Below are 18,824 nucleotides of genomic sequence, written 5' to 3'. Positions count from 1 at the left end.
GCTTTGTGGGCCGTACAGTAACAGCTTGTATGGACAGGAAAAAGACAGGGGCTTAATGCGCGGTTAATTGTGGGAACTATCTGCCCCGATCTACGGAAATATCAAAAAATGACAGGCGAAAAAAAGCCCCTGAAATTCAGGGGCTCTTTGTCAGTGCGGCTGGTAGACCGTGAGCATCTGCCCAGGCTTGAGCGCCTTGCCGGCGCCCGGATTCCAGCGCTTGAGATGTTGCATCTCGACGTTGAAGCGCTTGGCCACCACGTACAGCGTGTCGCCACGTTTGACCTTGTACTGGGTCTGCTGTTTGGTGTCGTCCTTGTCTTTGGCCTTGCTGCTGGTCTTGCTGTTGGCCGCGATGACCGTATTGATGCGACCGCCACTGTTACGCGCCGGGGTGCGTTTGGTGGTGTCCTGCATGACCAGGGTCTGGCCGACCTTGAGGTTCTTGCCGGTCAGCTTGTTCCAGCGTTGCAGGTCCTTGACCTCGACCTTGTTGGCCTTGGCGATGGAGCCGAGGTTGTCGCCGCGCTTGACCCGATAGGCGCGCTTGGCCTGTGCAATTTCGCTTGGATCGGCGCCTTCGAACACCGGTTTCAGCGAACGCGGGCTGATCAGCTCTTCAGGGCGCATGGTCTGCAGGCTGGCGGTCAGCAGTTGTGCCTTCGAGGTCGGCACCAGCAGGTGCTGCGGGCCGTCGATGGTGGTGCGCTGCTTGAACGCCGGGTTGAGCTGGAACAGCTCGTCTTCATCGATGTTGGCCACCGCCGCGACCTTGGACAGGTCCATGCGCTGGTTGATTTCGACGACTTGGAAATACGGTTCGTTGGCGATCGGGTTGAGGTTCACGCCATAGGCTTCGGGCGTCAGCACCACTTGCGAGAGCGCCAGCAGTTTCGGCACGTAAGCCTGGGTTTCCGCCGGCAGTGGCAGGTTCCAGTAGTCGGTCGGCAGGCCGAGCTTTTCGTTGCGCTCGATGGCGCGGCTGACCGTGCCTTCACCGGCGTTGTACGCGGCCAGGGCCAGCAGCCAGTCGCCGTTGAACATGTCATGCAGGCGGGTCAGGTAGTCCATCGCTGCCGTGGTCGAGGCAGTGATGTCGCGACGGCCATCGTAAAAGCGGGTCTGGCGCAGGTTGAAGTAGCGCCCGGTGGACGGGATGAACTGCCAGAGGCCCACCGCGTCGGCTCGGGAATAGGCCATCGGGTTGTAGGCGCTTTCGATGACCGGCAGCAGCGCCAGTTCCAGCGGCATGTTGCGTTCTTCGAGGCGCTCGACGATGTAATGAATGTAGAGGCTGCCGCGTTCGCCGGCGTTTTCGAGGAAGGAAGGGTTACTGGCGAACCACAGGCGCTGTTGCTCGATGCGCGGGTTCACGCCCAGACCTTCCTGCAGCTGGAAACCACTGCGCATGCGCTCCCAGATGTCCTGAGGCACCTGCGGGCTGGGCTTTTCCGACAGCCAGATGGGCTTCTGCTTGGCTCGCGCAGCAATGTTCGGCGTATGCGTCGCTTCAGTCTGCGGAGCATGGCTGGAACAGCCCGCCAGCGTGGCGGACACAGCCACCGCGATGGCTTGCGCCAGGCGGGTCAATGCATCTGAATTGACGGACTTACGTATGGATGACGACATTGGCTGGAAGTAAGTTCCGGGCAAAAATGTCGGGCGATTCTAGAAAGCGCACCCCCTGCGGTCAACCATTCAGAATTTTTGTACCAGGCAGTGAGCCACTTAGAACGTATCTTTCCATGCCCGCAGAGCCGCAAAAACCTCACTCGGCGCCCGGTTTTGAGGGCCGTTCCGTTCGTCCACTTTTTGTGTAACTAATATTTCACCGGTGCGCAAAAACGGGTTTGTGAGCTTTTCCAGCGCGAGGGTCGAGGGCAGGGTCATCACGCCGCTGGCACGTTGCTGGCTGACTTTTTCCAGACGGGCGGCGATGTCCCGGTTGTCCGGCTCCACGGCAGCAGCGAATTTCAGGTTGCTCAGGGTGTACTCGTGGGTGCAGTAGACCAGCGTGTCTTCCGGCAGCGCCGCCAGACGGCTCAACGACTGGTGCATTTGTTGCGGCGTGCCTTCGAACAGACGGCCGCAGCCGGCAGCGAACAGGGTGTCACCGCAAAACAGCAGGCCGTGATGGTAGTAGGCGATGTGTCCGAGGGTGTGGCCGGGAACGGCATAGACATCGAAGTCCCAGCCGAGCACGCGCACCGTGTCGTTGTCCTTCAGAGCCACGTCCCGCCCCGGAATGCTTTCGCTGGCCGGTCCGTAGACCGTGGCGCCGGTGGCCTTCTTCAGCGTCTCGACGCCGCCGACATGGTCGTGGTGATGGTGAGTGATGAGGATGTCGCCGAGCACCCAGCCCGGATGCGCGTCGAGCCACGCCTGCACCGGGGCGGCATCGCCTGGGTCGACCACTGCGCAGCGCTGGGTGGCATGATCCTGTAACAACCAGATGTAGTTGTCGGTGAAGGCGGGCAGGGCACTGATCTGTATCATCGTCGAATTCGCCAAGCGGGTAACATTGGCGCATCTTAGAGGTTCCTGGCGTGTTGGAGAATGCAATGATCGATAAAGCGTTCGCTCAGGCCGATCCTGACTGGCTCGCGCTGATCGGTGCAGCCCGTGAATGGCTGTCCGGCCCCCTCGGGCAATTTCTGCTGGACGAAGAACGGCGCATGCTCGAAGACGAGCTGGGTCGGTTCTTCGGCGGTTATCTGGTGCATTACGGCCCGTCCGCCGAAACACCGCCGTCAGCGCCGCAGGTGCAGCGCAACGTGCGGCTGGGCGCGCCCTTGCCGGGCGTGGAGATCGTCTGCGAAGAACAGGCCTGGCCGTTGAGCGAGCACGCCGCCGATGTGGTGGTGTTGCAGCACGGCCTGGATTTCTGCCTGTCGCCCCATGGTTTGTTGCGTGAAGCGGCCAGCAGCGTGCGCCCCGGCGGGCATCTGCTGATCGTCGGCATCAACCCCTGGAGCACCTGGGGGCTGCGCCACGTGTTCGCCCATGACGCCTTGCATCAGGCGCGCTGCATCTCGCCATCGCGGGTGGCGGACTGGCTCAATCTGCTGGGCTTCGCGCTGGAGAAACGCCGCTTCGGGTGCTATCGTCCGCCGCTCGCTTCACCCAAGTGGCAGGCCCGTCTGGCCGGTTGGGAGCGCAAGGCCGGTGACTGGCAATTGTCGGGCGGCGGTTTCTATTTACTGGTCGCACGCAAGATTGTGGTCGGCCTGCGTCCGGTGCGTCAGGAACGCCGCGAGCCGATGGGCAAGCTGATTCCGCTGCCGATGGCCAAGGTCAACCGCCGGCGCGTCGAACCGTAAACCTTCTTTATATTTATGGCCGGGTATATCCCGGCCTTGGCCATCGTCGATCCGTGATCGGCGAGGCCACGCATTTTTTCTGGATAGACAGGCATGAGCGAAAGCGTCGATAGCGTAGAACTGTTCACTGACGGCGCCTGCAAGGGCAACCCCGGCCCGGGCGGCTGGGGCGCCTTGCTGGTGTGCAAGGGCGTCGAAAAGGAACTGTGGGGCGGCGAAGCCAACACCACCAACAACCGCATGGAGCTGCTCGGCGCGATTCGCGGCCTGGAAGCCCTCAAGCGTCCGTGCGAAGTGCTGCTGGTGACTGACTCGCAATACGTGATGAAGGGCATCAACGAATGGATGGCCAACTGGAAGAAACGCGGCTGGAAAACCGCTGCCAAGGAGCCAGTCAAAAACGCCGATCTGTGGAAAGCGCTCGACGAGCAGGTCAACCGCCACAAAGTCACCTGGAAATGGGTCCGCGGCCACATCGGCCACCATGGCAACGAACGCGCCGACCAGTTGGCCAACCGTGGGGTGGATGAAGTTCGCGGTTACAAGCAGAGCTGAATCCTTCTCGCTGAAACACTCCCGGCGAGCGTGTTAACATCGCCGCTTTTGCACGATTGACCCCGTTGAGAGCTGAACACTGATGGCCACCAGATCCGTTGTACTCGATACCGAAACCACCGGCATGCCGGTGACCGACGGCCACCGGATTATCGAAATCGGTTGTGTCGAGCTGATCGGTCGACGTCTGACGGGCCGGCACTTTCACGTTTATCTGCAACCGGATCGCGAGAGTGACGAAGGCGCGATTGCCGTTCACGGCATCACCAACGAGTTCCTGGTCGGCAAGCCGCGCTTCGCCGAAGTGGCCGACGAGTTCTTCGAGTTCATCAACGGCGCGCAGCTGATCATCCATAACGCGGCGTTCGACGTTGGCTTCATCAACAACGAATTCGCGCTGATGGGCCAGCAGGATCGCGCGGACATCACGCAGCACTGCACGATCCTCGACACCCTGATGATGGCCCGGGAACGTCACCCGGGTCAGCGCAACAGCCTCGATGCCCTGTGTAAACGCTACGGCGTCGACAACTCCGGTCGTGAGCTGCACGGCGCGTTGCTCGACTCGGAGATTCTCGCCGACGTCTACCTGACCATGACCGGTGGCCAGACCAGCCTGTCGCTGGCCGGCAACGCCTCCGACGGCAATGGCACGGGCGAGGGCGCGGACAACTCCGCCACCGAAATCCGCCGTCTGCCGGCAGATCGTCAGCCGGGGAGAATCATTCGCGCCACCGAAGCCGAGCTGGCCGAACACCAGGTGCGCCTGGAAATCATCGCCAAGTCAGCTGGCGCCCCCGCGCTGTGGACTCAGTTGCTGGAAGCCGAAGCCCAGGCGTAATACAGAAAAGGATCGTCCAGACACTCAGCCGTGTCCGGACGATCCTTTTTTTGTCAGTACTGACAACTGGCCACCCTCGCCACATCGGCTCCGACCCTCTACCCTGAGGACATTGGCAGATCACTCTCCGCCGCCTCAGGACACTGAGCCTCATGTACAAAGATTTGAAGTTCCCGGTGTTGATCGTCCACCGCGACATCAAGGCCGACACGGTTGCCGGTGACCGCATCCGCGGAATCGCCCGAGAGCTGGAGCTGGAAGGTTTCAGTATCGTTTCGGCCACCGACTACACCGAAGGCCGGCTCGTGGCGTCGACCCACCATGGTCTGGCGTGCATGCTGATCGCCGCCGAAGACGCCAGCACCAACTCCCATCTGTTGCAGAACATGGCCGAACTGATCGGTCTGGCCCGGGTGCGGGCGCCGGATCTGCCGATCTTTGCTCTCGGCGAGCAAGTTACCCTGGAAAACGCCCCGGCCGATGCCATGGCCGAACTCAACCAGCTGCGCGGCATTCTCTACCTGTTCGAAGACACCGTGCCGTTTCTCGCCCGCCAGGTGGCACGAGCGGCGCGCAAGTATCTAGATGGGTTGCTGCCGCCATTCTTCAAGGCATTGGTACAGCACACCGCCGATTCCAATTATTCCTGGCATACCCCCGGTCACGGCGGCGGGGTGGCTTATCACAAGAGTCCGGTGGGGCAGGCGTTTCATCAGTTCTTCGGGGAAAACACCCTGCGTTCGGATTTGTCGGTCTCGGTGCCGGAGCTGGGTTCCTTGCTCGATCACACCGGGCCGCTGGCCGAGGCGGAAGCGCGAGCCGCGCGCAATTTCGGCGCCGATCACACGTTTTTCGTGATCAATGGCACTTCGACCGCCAACAAGATCGTCTGGCATTCGATGGTCGGGCGCGATGATCTGGTGCTGGTGGATCGCAACTGCCACAAGTCGGTGCTGCACGCGATCATCATGACCGGCGCGATTCCGCTGTACCTGTGCCCGGAGCGCAACGAGCTGGGGATCATCGGGCCGATCCCGCTCAGTGAATTCAGCCGCGAATCGATCCAGGCCAAGATCGACGCCAGCCCGTTGACCAAGGGCCGCGAACCGAAAGTCAAACTGGCGGTGATCACCAACTCCACCTACGACGGCCTCTGCTACAACGCCGAACTGATCAAGCAGAGTCTAGGCAACAGCGTCGAAGTCCTGCATTTCGACGAGGCCTGGTACGCCTATGCGGCGTTTCACGAATTCTTTGCCGGCCGTTACGGCATGGCCACCTCGCGCAGCGAGGACAGTCCGCTGGTGTTCACCACCCATTCAACCCACAAACTGCTGGCGGCGTTCAGCCAGGCGTCGATGATTCATGTGCAGGACGGCGGCGCGCGGCAACTGGATCGCGACCGGTTCAACGAAGCGTTCATGATGCACATCTCGACGTCGCCGCAGTACAGCATCATTGCTTCGCTGGACGTCGCCTCGGCGATGATGGAAGGGCCGGCCGGACGTTCGCTGCTGCAGGAAACCTTCGACGAAGCCCTGAGCTTTCGCCGGGCCCTGGCCAATCTGCGTCAGCACATCGCCGCTGACGATTGGTGGTTCTCGATCTGGCAGCCACCGGGCGTCGAAGGCATCGACCGGGTGCAGACCGAGGACTGGCTGCTGCAACCTGATGCGGACTGGCACGGTTTCGGCGAGGTCAGCGACGACTACGTACTGCTCGACCCGATCAAGGTCACTTTGGTCATGCCGGGCCTGACTGCTGGCGGCGCTTTGAGCGACAAGGGCATTCCGGCGGCCGTGGTCAGCCGTTTCCTCTGGGAGCGCGGGCTGGTGGTGGAGAAAACCGGTCTGTATTCATTTCTGGTGCTGTTCTCCATGGGCATCACCAAAGGCAAGTGGAGCACGCTCCTGACCGAACTGCTGGAGTTCAAACGCAGCTACGACGCCAACGTCAGCCTCGACACCTGCCTGAAGTGTGTCGCCCAGGAAGATCCTGTGCGCTATCGCGGCAAGGGCCTGCGCGATCTGTGCGATCAGCTCCACGCCTGCTACCGCAGCAACGCCACCGCCAGACACCTCAAGCGCATGTACACGGTGCTGCCGGAAATCGCCATGAAACCGGCCCACGCCTACGACCAACTGGTGCGCGGCGAAGTCGAGGCGGTGCCGATCGATGAGCTGGAAGGCCGGGTGGCAGCGGTGATGCTGGTGCCGTACCCGCCGGGCATTCCGCTGATCATGCCCGGCGAACGTTTTACCGAATCCACGCGCTCGATCATCGAATACCTCAGGTTTGCCCGCACGTTCGACGCAACGTTTCCGGGGTTCGTGGTCGATGTGCACGGTCTGCAACACGAAGATGAGGGCAATGGGCGGCACTACACCGTCGATTGCGTCAAGGAATGAGGGCTTTTCCGAGTATGCAACCGGTCATGAATCCGAAATACCCAGGGCTGTCGGTGCGGGTCGCCGACGAGGGTTTTGCCGAATATATCTGGGGCAGCGATTTCAGCTTCGAGGTGGCCGCCTACGGCACGGCCGAAATCGGCAAGCCCGTGGCGCAATGGGCCATGACGCCCATCGTGCCGTATCGCAAGTGCTACGGCATCGATCCGGAGGAATTCAGCAACTTTCGCGATGCCGCCGACAGTGCGATTTTCATGGCGTACCTGGAAGATCAGCCGGTCGGGCATCTGGTGATCAGCACCAATTGGAACGGATTCGCTCATATCGATGAGCTGGCGGTGCACGCCCCGGCGCGGCGCCATGGTGTGGCCAAGGCCTTGCTCGACGTGGCGCAGTTCTGGAGCCGCAAGAAAAAACTGCCGGGGATCATGCTGGAAACCCAGAACAACAACCTCGGCGCCTGCCGTCTGTATGAGCGTTGCGGGTATGTGATCGGCGGCATCGACCACTTGCGTTATCGCGGCATCGATCCGAACACCGCCGAAGTGGCGTTGTTCTGGTATCGATTGTTCGATAACCCGCTGGAGCATCCGATCAGTTCGCCAGCATCGCCTCGGCTTGTTCCGTGACGATACCGAGCAGCGTCTGAATCGCCGCTGACGGCGTGGCGTGTTTGAAGGTCAGGGCATAGAGGCTGATCGGCACTGCCGGCGACAGTGGGCAGACATCGAGACCGCTCGCCCGTGCACCGAGGGCGGTGAACGGATCGACGATCGCCAGGCCTTCGCCGGCCTCGACCATGCTGCGCATCATCTGGTGGGTTTGCACGCGGGTCTGGATGGTCGGCGCCGGGCGCAGGGCCTGGAGCTTGTTTTCCAGGGCCGGACTCAGCGGGTCCTGGCCTTCGAGGCCGACCATCGCCTGGCCGGCCAGGTCCTGCAGAGAAATGTATTTCTGCTTCGGTTGCAGCCAGCCGTGGGGCGCGAGCAATTGCAACTTGCCCTGGGCCAGCGGCTGGCAATGAATATCGGGATGTTGTGGGTCGTGGAGGCTCAGGCCCAGATCACTGTCGCGCAGCAGCAGGTGGCTGACGATGTCGCGGGTCGGTTCGCTGAGCAGGGTGCAGGGCACGTCGGGCAAGCGACGGCGCAGGGCCGCGAGGCTTTGCGGCAGCAGTTGCTGGGCCAGCGGCGGGGTGCCGATGATCCGCAGGGGCGGGGCGAGGTATTGCTTGAGGCTGCTGGCCAGCCGTTGCACCGGCTCCAGCGCTTCATAGATGTGGCCGATCTCGACTTGCAGCGCCCGGGCCTCCGGGGTTGGCTGAAGTCGTCCGCGTACGCTGGCGAACAGCATGAAACCAAGCTGACTCTCGGCTTCGCGCAAACGCTCCTCGACCTCGGGCGCCGGGAGTTGCAGCCATTCGGCGGCGGTGCCCACGTGGCCGGTCTGCAAAAGCGCCTGAATCACTTCGATATGACGTAAACGCATGCGTGAAGTCCATGTCCGGCCGTTGGGGTCAGTGGCTGAATCCTACCCCAACTCGGCGCGGATGACTTCTGCTCATAACGATCGGTTATGAAGCGACCGATGGCTCGGGTTCGCGGATCAGGGTGATGCCCGACTGAACCAGCAAAAACTCGTTGTCGTCGATCTTGTTGACGCGGTCGCCAATCGCCAGTTTGTAGGTGGTAACGGGCTCCGTGCCGGTGAAACCGTCTGCCGACGGGTTGGATTCCTGGAACTCATGCACGGAATAAACGCGGCCTTCCGCATCTCTTGCATGGAACTGACCGACGAGTACTGCTGCCATCTGCTTAGAACCTCTGGAGATAAAACGCTTGATTTGCGGCTTGGTAGACCTTCATCGAGCTTGGTAAGTTTTCCTACAGGAAAAAAATATTCCAGACGCGGGAAATAACCTTCGACGTCTGGTGGAATCGTCATCGGATCATCTATAACTACTGGCTCCTCCCACGGACAGTCGAGAGTCTCCCAATGAGCAATGTCTATAACGTCGCAGTAGTGGTCGGCAGCCTGCGCAAGGCGTCCATCAACCGCAAAGTCGCCCTGGCGCTGGCGGAACTGGCACCGGCCAATCTCAAGCTGAACATTGTCGAAATTGGCGATCTGCCACTCTACAACGAAGACATCGACGGCGATTCACCGCCGGCAGCCTACAGCACTTTCCGTCAGAAAGTGGCTTCATCCGACGCTCTGCTGTTTGTCACTCCGGAGTACAACCGCTCGGTGCCGGCGCCTTTGAAGAATGCCATTGACGTCGGTTCGCGGCCGTATGGCAAGAGCGCCTGGAGCGGCAAACCGGGGGCGGTAATCAGCGTTTCGCCGGGTGCCATCGGCGGTTTCGGCGCCAACCAGCATCTGCGCCAGTCCTTTGTTTTCCTCAACGTGCCGTGCATGCAGCAGCCGGAAGCCTACCTGGGCGGCGCGGGCACGGCATTCGATGAGGCGGGCAAGCTGAACGAATCGGTGAAACCGTTCCTGCAAAGTTTCATCAATGCCTTTGGTGAGTGGGTGGCGCAGCACAAGAAGTGATTCGCTGTTTTTTCTGACAAGATCGATACCCTGTGGGAGCGAGCTTGCTCGCGATATCGGTGTATCAGCTGACACTTCAGTTGAATGACACGCCGCCATCGCGAGCAAGCTCGCTCCCACAGGTATTTTGTTGTGGCTCGTTTTTCTAACCTGATTGAAGGCTGTCGCGAATGCTCGCTGCGTCACTGATTTTCCTGCTGACCATTACCCTGGTGATCTGGCAACCCAAAGGCCTCGGGGTCGGCTGGAGTGCAACGTTCGGCGCCATCGTCGCGCTGATTTTCGGCGTGGTGCACCTGAGCGATATCCCGCTGGTGTGGCAAATCATCTGGAACGCCACTGGTACGTTTGTGGCGCTGATCATCATCAGTCTGTTGCTCGACGAGGCCGGGTTCTTCGCCTGGGCCGCGTTGCACGTAGCGCGTTGGGGGCGCGGCAGCGGGCGCAAGCTGTTTGCTTTCATGGTGCTGCTCGGTGCACTGGTGTCCGCATTGTTCGCCAATGACGGCGCGGCGCTGATCCTCACGCCGATCGTGATTTCCATGCTGCTGGCCCTGCGTTTTTCCCCGGCGGCGACCCTGGCGTTCGTCATGGGCGCGGGCTTCGTTGCCGACACCGCGAGCCTGCCGCTGGTGGTGTCGAACCTGGTGAATATCGTCTCGGCCGACTTCTTTCACATCGGATTCAACCGGTATGCGGCGGTGATGGTGCCGGTCAACTTCGTCAGCGTCGCGGCCACGCTGGGCATGTTGCTGTGGTTCTTCCGCCGCGACATTCCCAAGGCCTACGACCCGGAGCAACTTGAACACCCGGAAACCGCCATCCACGACAAAGCCACGTTCTACGCCGGTTGGGCGGTGCTGGTCATTCTGCTGATCGGCTGTTTCGCGCTGGAGCCGCTGGGAATCCCGATCAGTGCAATCTCGGCGGTGTGCGCGGCGCTGTTGCTGGCGATTGCCGCGCGCGGGCACAAGATCTCCACGCGCAAGGTGATGAAAGAGGCGCCGTGGCAGATCGTGATTTTCTCGCTGGGCATGTACCTGGTGGTCTACGGGCTACGCAATGCCGGGCTCACTGATTATCTGGCCGGGTGGCTCAATGTGTTCGCCGGTCACGGTGTGTGGGGCGCGGCGATGGGCACCGGGGTGCTGACGGCTTTGTTGTCGTCGATCATGAACAACCTGCCGACGGTGCTGGTCGGTCTGCTGTCGATCGATGCCAGCCAGGCCACGGGTGTGGTGAAGGAAGCGATGATCTACGCCAACGTGATCGGCAGTGACCTGGGGCCGAAAATCACCCCGATCGGCAGCCTCGCGACCTTGCTCTGGTTGCATGTGCTGGAGCGCAAGGACATCCGGATTGGCTGGGGGTATTACTTCAGGGTCGGGATCGTGTTGACCGTGCCAGTTCTGTTGGTCACCCTGGCGGCACTCGCCGTGCGGTTATCCCTTTAGAACAGGTTGGCTTCAATCGCTAGCAAGCTAGCTCCCACAGGTTATGCGGTGAACACGGGATTTGTGGGAGCTGGCTTGCCAGCGATGAGGCCTGTTCAGACGCCGCAAAAAATCAGGACTGGCCGGGCACATTCGGCCACAGATCCGACACCAGAAACAGCCGTTCGGCTTCTTCCCACTCGCCCCGGGCGTTTTCGGTCAGGCGCACCATCAATTGCGCCGGGGCCAGGGGTTCCAGTTCATCGAGCCAGGCCTGCAAGTGACCGTTGCTCCAGGTCTGATCCGCCGGGTAGTGCGCCGGCGCCAGCCAGGCGTGGCGGGGCAGGGGTTGCCAGCGTCCGGCCGGGCGCTGGGCGACGAACGCCGGCCAGTCTTTCTGATGCAGCCAGCTGCCACGCAAGTGCTGTGGGTGGGCGCCGCTGGGCGGCACGGACTGACCGGGCCACGGATACAGCAGATACCCACCCAGCCACAGTTGCGCACTGAACGACCCGACATCCAGTGCCGCCAGCACTTCGCGGCTTTCCGGGCGAGCGGAGATCGGCAGCTGATGCTCACTCAAATGCGCCAGTTTGCGATCCAGTCGATCATGGCAGCCCGGCCCCAGCCACGACGCCGGATCATGGCCGTCGCCGTTCTGCGGGCCGAGGTAGAGCTTGATCGCCAGTTCCAGGTGATGCACGCCGTCGCGGTCGCGCAGCAGCATGTCCAGCTCGCCGAGGGTGTGGCCTTCGCGGCGGATCGGCAGGTTGGCGGCGATCAGTTCGATGCCCGGCGCGTGTTCCACCGCAAATTGCCACAAGCGCTCGTAATACAGGCCCAGGCGCCGGGTGCGGGCCTGGGACAGCCAGTGCAGCAGGCCGTAACTGTCGCGGTCGAGCTGGCGCAACCAGTGTTCCAGACGTTCGGGGTCGCTGACCCAGTCGCTGCCCGCCAGCGGATGGCGCTGCGGCCACGGGGTGGCGGCGAGCATCGGCGGGGCGAGGATCACCCACGCCAGATCGCGCACCTCGGGGTGGCGTAACTCGTGGGGCAGCTGAAGCAAATCGGGAAATAGGATCATCTTGCGAGCATAGCCTCAAACACCGGTGCAGCCTCGGGGCTGAAAGGATTTTGTCTATCCGGCGCTTTCGCCCATAATCGTGCTTTTCGCCGTCTCAGTCCCCCGCAGGAGTCCCATGGAGCAATTTCGTAATATCGGCATCATCGGTCGCCTGGGCAGCTCCCAGGTGCTGGATACCGTCCGCCGACTGAAACGCTTCCTGCTTGATCGTCACCTGCATGTGATTCTCGAAGACACCATCGCCGAAGTCCTGCCGGGCCATGGCCTGCAAACTTCGTCACGCAAGATGCTCGGCGAAGTCTGCGACATGGTCATCGTGGTCGGCGGTGACGGCAGCCTGCTCGGCGCGGCGCGGGCACTGGCCAAACACAATATTCCGGTGCTCGGGATCAACCGTGGCAGCCTCGGTTTTCTCACCGACATCCGCCCCGACGAGCTGGAAATCAAGGTTGCCGAAGTGCTCGATGGCCATTATCTGGTGGAAAACCGCTTCCTGCTGCAAGCCGAAGTCCGGCGCCACGCCGAGGCCATCGGCCAGGGCGATGCGCTGAACGACGTGGTGCTGCACCCCGGCAAATCGACGCGGATGATCGAGTTCGAGCTGTACATCGACGGCCAGTTCGTCTGCAGCCAGAAGGCCGACGGCCTGATCGTCGCCACCCCGACCGGTTCCACCGCGTACGCACTGTCCGCCGGTGGCCCGATCATGCATCCCAAGCTTGACGCTATTGTGATTGTGCCGATGTACCCCCATACCTTGTCGGGCAGACCGATCGTGGTCGATGGCAATAGTGAGCTGAAAATCGTCGTGTCCAAAGATATGCAGATCTACCCGCAGGTCTCCTGCGACGGGCAGAACCACTTCACCTGCGCGCCGGGCGACACCATCACCGTCAGCAAGAAAGCGCAGAAGCTGCGGCTGATTCATCCGCTCGACCACAACTACTACGAAGTCTGCCGGACCAAGCTCGGCTGGGGCAGCAAGTTGGGTGGTGGAGGCGACTGATGCTCGATCCCGCGCGCAGTTATGACCTGATTGGTGACGTGCACGGATGCGCCCTGACCCTGGAACACCTGCTGGACCGTCTCGGTTATCACAAGCAGGGCGGAGTCTGGCGGCATCCGTCGCGCATGGCCGTGTTTGTCGGCGACATCATCGACCGTGGCCCACGGATTCGCGAGGCGCTGCACATCGTTCACGACATGGTCGAAGCCGGTCAGGCGTTGTGCATCATGGGCAACCACGAATTCAACGCGCTCGGCTGGAGCACTCCGGCGCCTCCGGGCAGCGGTAAGCAGTTCGTCCGTGAACATACCCCGCGCCACGCCCGTTTGCTGCATGAAACCCTGACCCAATTCGAAAACCATCCGCGCGACTGGCACGATTTCCAGCAGTGGTTCTACCAACTGCCGTTGTTCGTCGACGCCGGACGCTTCCGCGTGGTGCATGCCTGCTGGGATGCCGGCCTGATCGAGCCGTTGCGCGGGTTGTTCCCCGATGGCTGCATTGATGAACACTTCCTCCAGGCCTCGGCCGTGCCGGGCAGTTTCGCCTGCACCGTGTTCGATCGCCTGCTGCGCGGCACTGACATGCGCCTGCCGGATGGCCTGACCATGACCAGCGGCGACGGCCTGGTGCGTTCGTTCTTCCGCACCAAGTTCTGGGAAGACGACCCGCAAACTTACGGCGACATCGTGTTCCAGCCCGATGCACTGCCGGAACCAGTGGCGCAAAAGCCGCTGACCTCCAGCGAAAAGAATTCCCTGCTGCGCTACGGTATCGATGAGCCGTTGCTGTTCGTCGGCCACTACTGGCGCAGCGGCAAACCGGCGCCGATCCGCCCGAACCTCGCGTGCCTGGATTACAGCGCGGTGCTGTACGGCAAACTGGTGGCCTATCGTCTGGATCAGGAAACCCGCCTCGATCCGCATAAATTTGTCTGGGTCGACGTCGAGCGGCCGGAGGTGCTGCGATGAGTGCCATAGCCGTCCTGCGTGTGCCGTTGGCGGCGGACCTGAGTGGTTTCGTCAAACTGCTGCAACGCATGCAAGTGCCCCATCGTGTCAGCGAAGAGGCGGGCGAGCAGGTGTTGTGGGTGCCGTCGGAAATCAGCGACGACGTGCGCTCGCTGTACGAGCGTTTCCCGGCGGGTGACCCCGATCAGCAGCTGGAAATTCCGGCGGCGCCGACGCTCAAGCGCCCGAGCTTCGCCGAGCAACTGAAACATGCCAAAGCCACCGGGTTCATTCTGCTGCTGAGCCTGATCGTCGGCGGGTTGACCTTCCTTGGCGATAACCTCGACACCATGCGTTGGCTGACCTTCCTCGATTTCCGCGTGGTCGGCGACTACATCCACTTCACACCACTGGCCGACAGCCTGGCAGCGGGGCAGTGGTGGCGCCTGTTTACGCCGATGCTGATCCACTTCGGCATCCTGCACCTGGCCATGAACGGCATGTGGTACTGGGAACTGGGGCGGCGCATCGAGTCGCGCCAGGGCAGCGTCAACCTGATCGGCCTGACGCTGTTGTTCGGCCTGGTTTCCAACTATGCGCAGTTCGCCTGGAGCGGCCCGAGCCTGTTCGGTGGCCTGTCCGGCGTACTTTACGGGCTGCTCGGTCATTGCTGGATCTTCCAGCTGCTGGCGCCGAACCCGGCCTATCGCCTGCCGCGCGGCGTGCTGGCGATGATGCTGGTGTGGTTGCTGGTGTGCATGTCGGGGCTGGTCTCGATGATCGGTTTCGGCGAAATCGCCAACGCCGCCCACGTCGGCGGGTTACTCATCGGATGCTTCACCGGTTTGTTGGGCGGTTTGTACAACCGCCGTAAACTGGCCGCCTGAATTTTTTGAATAAAGAGCACGGAGACCCTGATGTCCTCTTTTAACGATTTGATCAAGAACATCACCCCCGACATCTACCAGAGCCTGAAACTGGCCGTAGAGATCGGTAAATGGTCGGACGGTGGCAAGCTCACCGCCGAACAGCGTGAACTGTCGTTGCAGGCGATGATCGCCTGGGAAATGCAGAACCTGCCCGAGGAAGAGCGCACCGGTTACATGGGCCCGCAGGAATGCGCGTCGAAGTCGATCGAAGTGCCGAACATCCTGTTCAAGTCGGACGCCCTCCATTGATCGAGCTCGGCCGCGGTGCAATCAGCAAAATGTCGGCGCGCCTGGACGGGCCGAACGTGCAGTACGCGTTTCGTCTGGATGACGTCGAGGTGCCGGTCAACCCGTTGATCGGCAGCACGGTGCGTCTGGAATACCTGGGGGCGATCCACTGCACCCATTGCGGGCGCAAGACCAAGACCAGTTTCAGTCAGGGTTACTGCTACCCGTGCATGACCAAACTGGCTCAGTGCGACATCTGCATCATGAGCCCGGAGCGCTGCCACTTCGAGGCCGGCACCTGCCGTGAGCCGGAGTGGGGCGAGAAATTCTGCATGACTGACCACGTCGTCTACCTGGCCAATTCGTCGGGGATCAAGGTCGGCATCACCCGCGCCACCCAGTTGCCCACCCGCTGGCTCGACCAGGGCGCCAGTCAGGCGCTGCCGATCATGCGCGTTTCGACGCGGCAGCAGTCGGGTTTCGTCGAAGACCTGTTCCGCAGCCAGGTGGCGGACAAGACCAACTGGCGCGCCTTGCTCAAGGGTGACGCGGCGGCGGTGGATCTGGCGCAGGTGCGCGATCAACTGTTCGAAAGCTGCGCCCCGGGTCTGCAAGGTTTGCAGGAGCGATTCGGTCTCCAGGCCATTCAGACCATCGCCGACGTCGAGCCGCTGAAAATCCGCTACCCGGTCGAGCAGTACCCGGCCAAGATCGTCAGCTTCAACCTGGACAAGAACCCGATTGCCGAAGGCACGCTGCTGGGGATCAAGGGCCAGTACCTGATCTTCGACACCGGCGTGATCAACATTCGCAAGTACACGGCCTATCAGCTTGCCGTGCATCAATAAGGACTTCAGCATGCGCACCGAACAACCGAAGATGATTTACCTGAAGGACTATCAGGCGCCCGAGTACCTGATCGATGAAACACACCTGACCTTCGAGTTGTTCGAGGACCACAGTCTGGTCCACGCGCAACTGGTGATGCGCCGCAACCCGGCCCGTGGCCCGGGCCTGCCGCCGCTGGTGCTCGATGGTCAGCAGCTGGAACTGCTCTCGGTGACCCTGGCCGACCAGGAACTGAGCGCCGACGATTACCAGCTGACCGAGAACCACCTGACCCTGCAACCGGCCAGCGAAACCTTCACGGTCGACACCAGCGTCAGGATCCATCCGGAAACCAACACCGCACTGGAAGGCCTGTACAAGTCCGGCACGATGTTCTGCACCCAGTGCGAGGCCGAGGGCTTCCGCAAGATCACCTATTACCTCGACCGCCCGGACGTGATGAGCAAGTTCACCACCACCGTAGTGGCCGAGCAACACAGCTATCCGGTGTTGCTGTCCAACGGCAACCCGATCGCCAGCGGCCCCGGCGAAGATGGCCGGCACTGGGCGACCTGGGAAGACCCGTTCATGAAACCGGCGTACCTGTTTGCGCTGGTGGCCGGTGACTTGTGGTGCGTTGAAGACTCCTTCACCACCATGACCAACCGCAATGTGGCGCTGCGCATTTATGTCGAGCCGGAAAACATCGACAAGTGCCAGCACGCCATGAACAGCCTGAAGAAGTCGATGCGCTGGGACGAAGAGGTCTACGGTCGCGAGTACGATCTGGACATCTTCATGATCGTTGCCGTGAACGACTTCAACATGGGCGCCATGGAGAACAAGGGCCTCAACATCTTCAACTCCAGCGCCGTACTGGCCCGCGCCGAAACCGCCACCGACGCCGCGCACCAGCGGGTCGAAGCGATCGTCGCCCACGAATACTTCCACAACTGGTCGGGCAACCGCGTGACCTGCCGCGACTGGTTCCAGCTGTCGCTCAAGGAAGGCTTCACGGTGTTCCGCGATGCCGGTTTCTCCTCTGACATGAATTCGGCCACGGTCAAGCGCATTCAGGACGTGGCGTACCTGCGTACCCACCAGTTCGCCGAAGACGCAGGTCCCATGGCCCACGCCGTGCGCCCGGACAGTTTCATCGAGATTTCCAACTTCTACACCCTGACCGTGTACGAAAAGGGCTCGGAAGTGGTCGGCATGATCCACACCCTGCTGGGCGCCGAAGGCTTCCGCAAGGGCAGCGACCTGTACTTCGAACGCCACGACGGTCAGGCCGTGACCTGCGATGACTTCATCAAGGCCATGGAAGATGCCAACGGCGTCGACCTGACCCAGTTCAAGCGCTGGTACAGCCAGGCGGGCACACCGCGTCTGGCGGTGAGCGAGTCTTACGACGCCGCTGCGAAAACCTACAGCCTGACCTTCCGCCAGAGCTGCCCGGAAACCCCGGACAAGGTTGAAAAGCTGCCGTTCGTGATTCCGGTGGAACTGGGCCTGCTCGACCGCCAGGGCAACGAGATTGCCCTGCGTCTGGCCGGCGAAGACTCGGCTCAAGGCACCACCCGGGTGATTTCGGTGACCGAAGCCGAGCAGACCTTCACCTTCGTCGACATCGCCGAACAACCGCTGCCGTCCTTGCTGCGTGGCTTCTCGGCGCCGGTGAAACTGAGCTTCCCGTATAACCGCGATCAGTTGATGTTCCTGATGCAACACGACACCGACGGTTTCAACCGCTGGGATGCCGGTCAGCAACTGTCGGTGCAGGTGCTGCAAGAGTTGATCGGCCAGCAGCAAAAGGGCGAAAGCCTGGTGCTCGACCCACGTCTGGTTTCCGCTTTGCGCACGGTGCTGTCGGACGAAACGCTGGATCAGGCGATGGTCGCGGAAATGCTCTCGCTGCCAAGCGAAGCGTACCTGACCGAAATCAGTGAAATCGCCGACGTGGACGCGATCCACACCGCCCGCGAATTCGCCCGTCAGCAACTGTCGGACAACCTGTTCGAGGCACTGTGGCTGCGTTATCAAGCCAACCGCGACCTGTCGAAGCAAACCCCGTATGTGGCCGAGGCCGAGCATTTCGCCCGTCGCGCGTTGCAGAACATCGCGCTGTCGTACCTGATGCTCAGCGGCAAGCCGCAAGTCCTGGCGGCAACCTTGGAACAGTTCGACAGCTGCGACAACATGACCGAGCGCCTGACCGCGCTGGCGGTGCTGGTCAACTCGCCGTTCGACGAGCAGAAAGCCAAAGCCCTGGCCAGTTTCGCCGAGCACTTCAAGGACAATCCGCTGGTCATGGATCAGTGGTTCAGCGTGCAGGCCGGCAGCACCTTGCCGGGCGGTCTGGAGCGCGTGAAGGCACTGATGCAGCACCCGGCGTTCAACATCAAGAACCCGAACAAGGTGCGTGCGCTGGTCGGTGCCTTCGCCGGACAGAACCTGATCAACTTCCACGCGGCGGATGGCTCGGGCTATCGCTTTCTCGCGGATCTGGTGATCGAACTGAACGGCTTCAACCCGCAGATCGCCTCTCGCCAATTGGCGCCGCTGACCCGCTGGCGCAAGTACGACAGCGCTCGTCAGGCGCTGATGAAGGCGGAGCTGGAGCGGATTCTGGCTTCGGGGCAGCTGTCCAGCGATGTGTATGAAGTGGTCAGCAAAAGCCTTGCCTGAA

General features: G+C 61.7%; 18 protein-coding genes. 13 read left to right on the top strand and 5 right to left on the bottom strand.

Annotation, left to right across the window (positions count from 1 at the left end; genetic code table 11):
- Positions 1-150: 150 nt before the first annotated feature.
- Both ACTJK7_RS25755 and gloB read right to left on the bottom strand, forming a co-directional pair.
- Complete coding sequence (locus ACTJK7_RS25755; RefSeq protein WP_108561224.1) at positions 151-1,629, bottom strand: transglycosylase SLT domain-containing protein; 1,479 nt, start codon at positions 1,627-1,629, stop codon at positions 151-153.
- Between the two features lie 99 nt (positions 1,630-1,728).
- Entirely contained in the window at positions 1,729-2,496 is a 768-nt protein-coding gene (gene gloB, locus ACTJK7_RS25750) for a hydroxyacylglutathione hydrolase (RefSeq protein WP_064384124.1), read from the bottom strand.
- A gap of 65 nt (positions 2,497-2,561) precedes the next feature.
- Here gloB and ACTJK7_RS25745 point away from each other — a divergent pair, with 65 nt between their 5' ends.
- The 5 genes from ACTJK7_RS25745 (at position 2,562) to ACTJK7_RS25725 (ending at position 7,753) form a co-directional block, all read left to right on the top strand.
- Entirely contained in the window at positions 2,562-3,320 is a 759-nt protein-coding gene (locus ACTJK7_RS25745; RefSeq protein ID WP_085655771.1) for a methyltransferase domain-containing protein, read from the top strand.
- Positions 3,321-3,413: 93 nt separating this feature from the next.
- On the top strand, positions 3,414-3,875 hold the full coding sequence (gene rnhA, locus ACTJK7_RS25740; protein WP_011333615.1) for a ribonuclease HI: 462 nt from the start codon (positions 3,414-3,416) through the stop codon (positions 3,873-3,875).
- 82 nt (positions 3,876-3,957) lie between these two features.
- Positions 3,958-4,716, top strand: coding sequence for a DNA polymerase III subunit epsilon (gene dnaQ / locus ACTJK7_RS25735; RefSeq protein ID WP_064382286.1), 759 nt, complete (start codon positions 3,958-3,960; stop codon positions 4,714-4,716).
- A gap of 152 nt (positions 4,717-4,868) precedes the next feature.
- A complete protein-coding gene (locus tag ACTJK7_RS25730) occupies positions 4,869-7,124 on the top strand; it encodes an Orn/Lys/Arg decarboxylase N-terminal domain-containing protein (protein ID WP_440780841.1) in 2,256 nt (751 codons plus the stop codon).
- A 14-nt stretch (positions 7,125-7,138) separates the two neighbouring features.
- A complete protein-coding gene (locus tag ACTJK7_RS25725) occupies positions 7,139-7,753 on the top strand; it encodes a GNAT family N-acetyltransferase (protein WP_085655769.1) in 615 nt (204 codons plus the stop codon).
- Here ACTJK7_RS25725 and ACTJK7_RS25720 read toward each other — a convergent pair.
- The gene (locus ACTJK7_RS25720; RefSeq protein WP_440780843.1) at positions 7,719-8,612 is read right to left on the bottom strand and encodes a LysR family transcriptional regulator; all 894 of its coding nucleotides are present in this window, start codon (positions 8,610-8,612) and stop codon (positions 7,719-7,721) included. The two genes, ACTJK7_RS25725 and ACTJK7_RS25720, sit on opposite strands and share 35 nt — an antisense overlap.
- Before the next feature lie 85 nt (positions 8,613-8,697).
- The gene (locus tag ACTJK7_RS25715; protein WP_007956926.1) at positions 8,698-8,934 is read right to left on the bottom strand and encodes a hypothetical protein; all 237 of its coding nucleotides are present in this window, start codon (positions 8,932-8,934) and stop codon (positions 8,698-8,700) included.
- A gap of 185 nt (positions 8,935-9,119) precedes the next feature.
- Here ACTJK7_RS25715 and ACTJK7_RS25710 point away from each other — a divergent pair, with 185 nt between their 5' ends.
- Both ACTJK7_RS25710 and ACTJK7_RS25705 read left to right on the top strand, forming a co-directional pair.
- Positions 9,120-9,677 (top strand): NADPH-dependent FMN reductase, encoded by a 558-nt coding sequence (locus ACTJK7_RS25710; protein ID WP_011333620.1) that lies wholly within the window; start codon positions 9,120-9,122, stop codon positions 9,675-9,677.
- 170 nt (positions 9,678-9,847) lie between these two features.
- Positions 9,848-11,131, top strand: coding sequence for an arsenic transporter (locus ACTJK7_RS25705; protein ID WP_236197188.1), 1,284 nt, complete (start codon positions 9,848-9,850; stop codon positions 11,129-11,131).
- A gap of 112 nt (positions 11,132-11,243) precedes the next feature.
- On the opposite strand, the gene ACTJK7_RS25700 is transcribed toward ACTJK7_RS25705, so the two are convergent.
- Positions 11,244-12,194 carry a DUF1853 family protein gene (locus ACTJK7_RS25700; RefSeq protein WP_440780844.1) on the bottom strand — a complete coding sequence of 317 codons (951 nt, stop codon included), beginning with the start codon at positions 12,192-12,194 and terminating at the stop codon, positions 11,244-11,246.
- A gap of 115 nt (positions 12,195-12,309) precedes the next feature.
- Between ACTJK7_RS25700 and ACTJK7_RS25695 the strand changes: the two genes are divergently transcribed.
- The 6 genes from ACTJK7_RS25695 to pepN are packed head-to-tail and all read left to right on the top strand — an operon-like array spanning position 12,310 to position 18,823.
- A complete protein-coding gene (locus tag ACTJK7_RS25695) occupies positions 12,310-13,200 on the top strand; it encodes an NAD(+) kinase (protein ID WP_011333623.1) in 891 nt (296 codons plus the stop codon).
- Positions 13,197-14,171 (top strand): metallophosphoesterase, encoded by a 975-nt coding sequence (locus tag ACTJK7_RS25690; RefSeq protein ID WP_170929009.1) that lies wholly within the window; start codon positions 13,197-13,199, stop codon positions 14,169-14,171. The genes ACTJK7_RS25695 and ACTJK7_RS25690 overlap by 4 nt, the downstream gene beginning before the upstream one ends.
- Complete coding sequence (locus tag ACTJK7_RS25685) at positions 14,168-15,037, top strand: rhomboid family intramembrane serine protease (RefSeq protein WP_197871522.1); 870 nt, start codon at positions 14,168-14,170, stop codon at positions 15,035-15,037. The genes ACTJK7_RS25690 and ACTJK7_RS25685 overlap by 4 nt, the downstream gene beginning before the upstream one ends.
- A 30-nt stretch (positions 15,038-15,067) precedes the next feature.
- Entirely contained in the window at positions 15,068-15,328 is a 261-nt protein-coding gene (locus ACTJK7_RS25680; RefSeq protein WP_011333626.1) for a YeaC family protein, read from the top strand.
- A complete protein-coding gene (locus tag ACTJK7_RS25675; protein WP_108561250.1) occupies positions 15,325-16,155 on the top strand; it encodes a DUF2797 domain-containing protein in 831 nt (276 codons plus the stop codon). The genes ACTJK7_RS25680 and ACTJK7_RS25675 overlap by 4 nt, the downstream gene beginning before the upstream one ends.
- A 10-nt stretch (positions 16,156-16,165) precedes the next feature.
- A complete protein-coding gene (pepN, locus tag ACTJK7_RS25670) occupies positions 16,166-18,823 on the top strand; it encodes an aminopeptidase N (protein ID WP_108561253.1) in 2,658 nt (885 codons plus the stop codon).
- Position 18,824 lies beyond the last annotated feature (1 nt).

Source organism: Pseudomonas sp. 22085, from assembly GCF_052045815.1.
In the GTDB taxonomy this organism is placed as follows: Bacteria; Pseudomonadota; Gammaproteobacteria; order Pseudomonadales; family Pseudomonadaceae; genus Aquipseudomonas; species Aquipseudomonas glycinae.
This window is presented reverse-complemented; position numbering and strand designations above follow the sequence as displayed.

Excerpts from the sequence above, each read along its gene's own strand:
- ACTJK7_RS25715 (WP_007956926.1), bottom strand. The coding sequence starts at position 8,934 with ATGGCAGCAGTACTCGTCGGTCAGTTCCATGCAAGAGATGCGGAAGGC.
- ACTJK7_RS25700 (WP_440780844.1), bottom strand. The coding sequence starts at position 12,194 with ATGATCCTATTTCCCGATTTGCTTCAGCTGCCCCACGAGTTACGCCAC.
- ACTJK7_RS25695 (WP_011333623.1), top strand. The coding sequence starts at position 12,310 with ATGGAGCAATTTCGTAATATCGGCATCATCGGTCGCCTGGGCAGCTCC.
- ACTJK7_RS25745 (WP_085655771.1), top strand. The coding sequence starts at position 2,562 with ATGATCGATAAAGCGTTCGCTCAGGCCGATCCTGACTGGCTCGCGCTG.
- pepN (WP_108561253.1), top strand. The coding sequence starts at position 16,166 with ATGCGCACCGAACAACCGAAGATGATTTACCTGAAGGACTATCAGGCG.
- ACTJK7_RS25680 (WP_011333626.1), top strand. The coding sequence starts at position 15,068 with ATGTCCTCTTTTAACGATTTGATCAAGAACATCACCCCCGACATCTAC.
- ACTJK7_RS25710 (WP_011333620.1), top strand. The coding sequence starts at position 9,120 with ATGAGCAATGTCTATAACGTCGCAGTAGTGGTCGGCAGCCTGCGCAAG.
- rnhA (WP_011333615.1), top strand. The coding sequence starts at position 3,414 with ATGAGCGAAAGCGTCGATAGCGTAGAACTGTTCACTGACGGCGCCTGC.
- ACTJK7_RS25730 (WP_440780841.1), top strand. The coding sequence starts at position 4,869 with ATGTACAAAGATTTGAAGTTCCCGGTGTTGATCGTCCACCGCGACATC.
- dnaQ (WP_064382286.1), top strand. The coding sequence starts at position 3,958 with ATGGCCACCAGATCCGTTGTACTCGATACCGAAACCACCGGCATGCCG.
- ACTJK7_RS25755 (WP_108561224.1), bottom strand. The coding sequence starts at position 1,629 with ATGTCGTCATCCATACGTAAGTCCGTCAATTCAGATGCATTGACCCGC.
- ACTJK7_RS25685 (WP_197871522.1), top strand. The coding sequence starts at position 14,168 with ATGAGTGCCATAGCCGTCCTGCGTGTGCCGTTGGCGGCGGACCTGAGT.
- ACTJK7_RS25725 (WP_085655769.1), top strand. The coding sequence starts at position 7,139 with ATGCAACCGGTCATGAATCCGAAATACCCAGGGCTGTCGGTGCGGGTC.
- gloB (WP_064384124.1), bottom strand. The coding sequence starts at position 2,496 with ATGATACAGATCAGTGCCCTGCCCGCCTTCACCGACAACTACATCTGG.
- ACTJK7_RS25720 (WP_440780843.1), bottom strand. The coding sequence starts at position 8,612 with ATGCGTTTACGTCATATCGAAGTGATTCAGGCGCTTTTGCAGACCGGC.
- ACTJK7_RS25705 (WP_236197188.1), top strand. The coding sequence starts at position 9,848 with ATGCTCGCTGCGTCACTGATTTTCCTGCTGACCATTACCCTGGTGATC.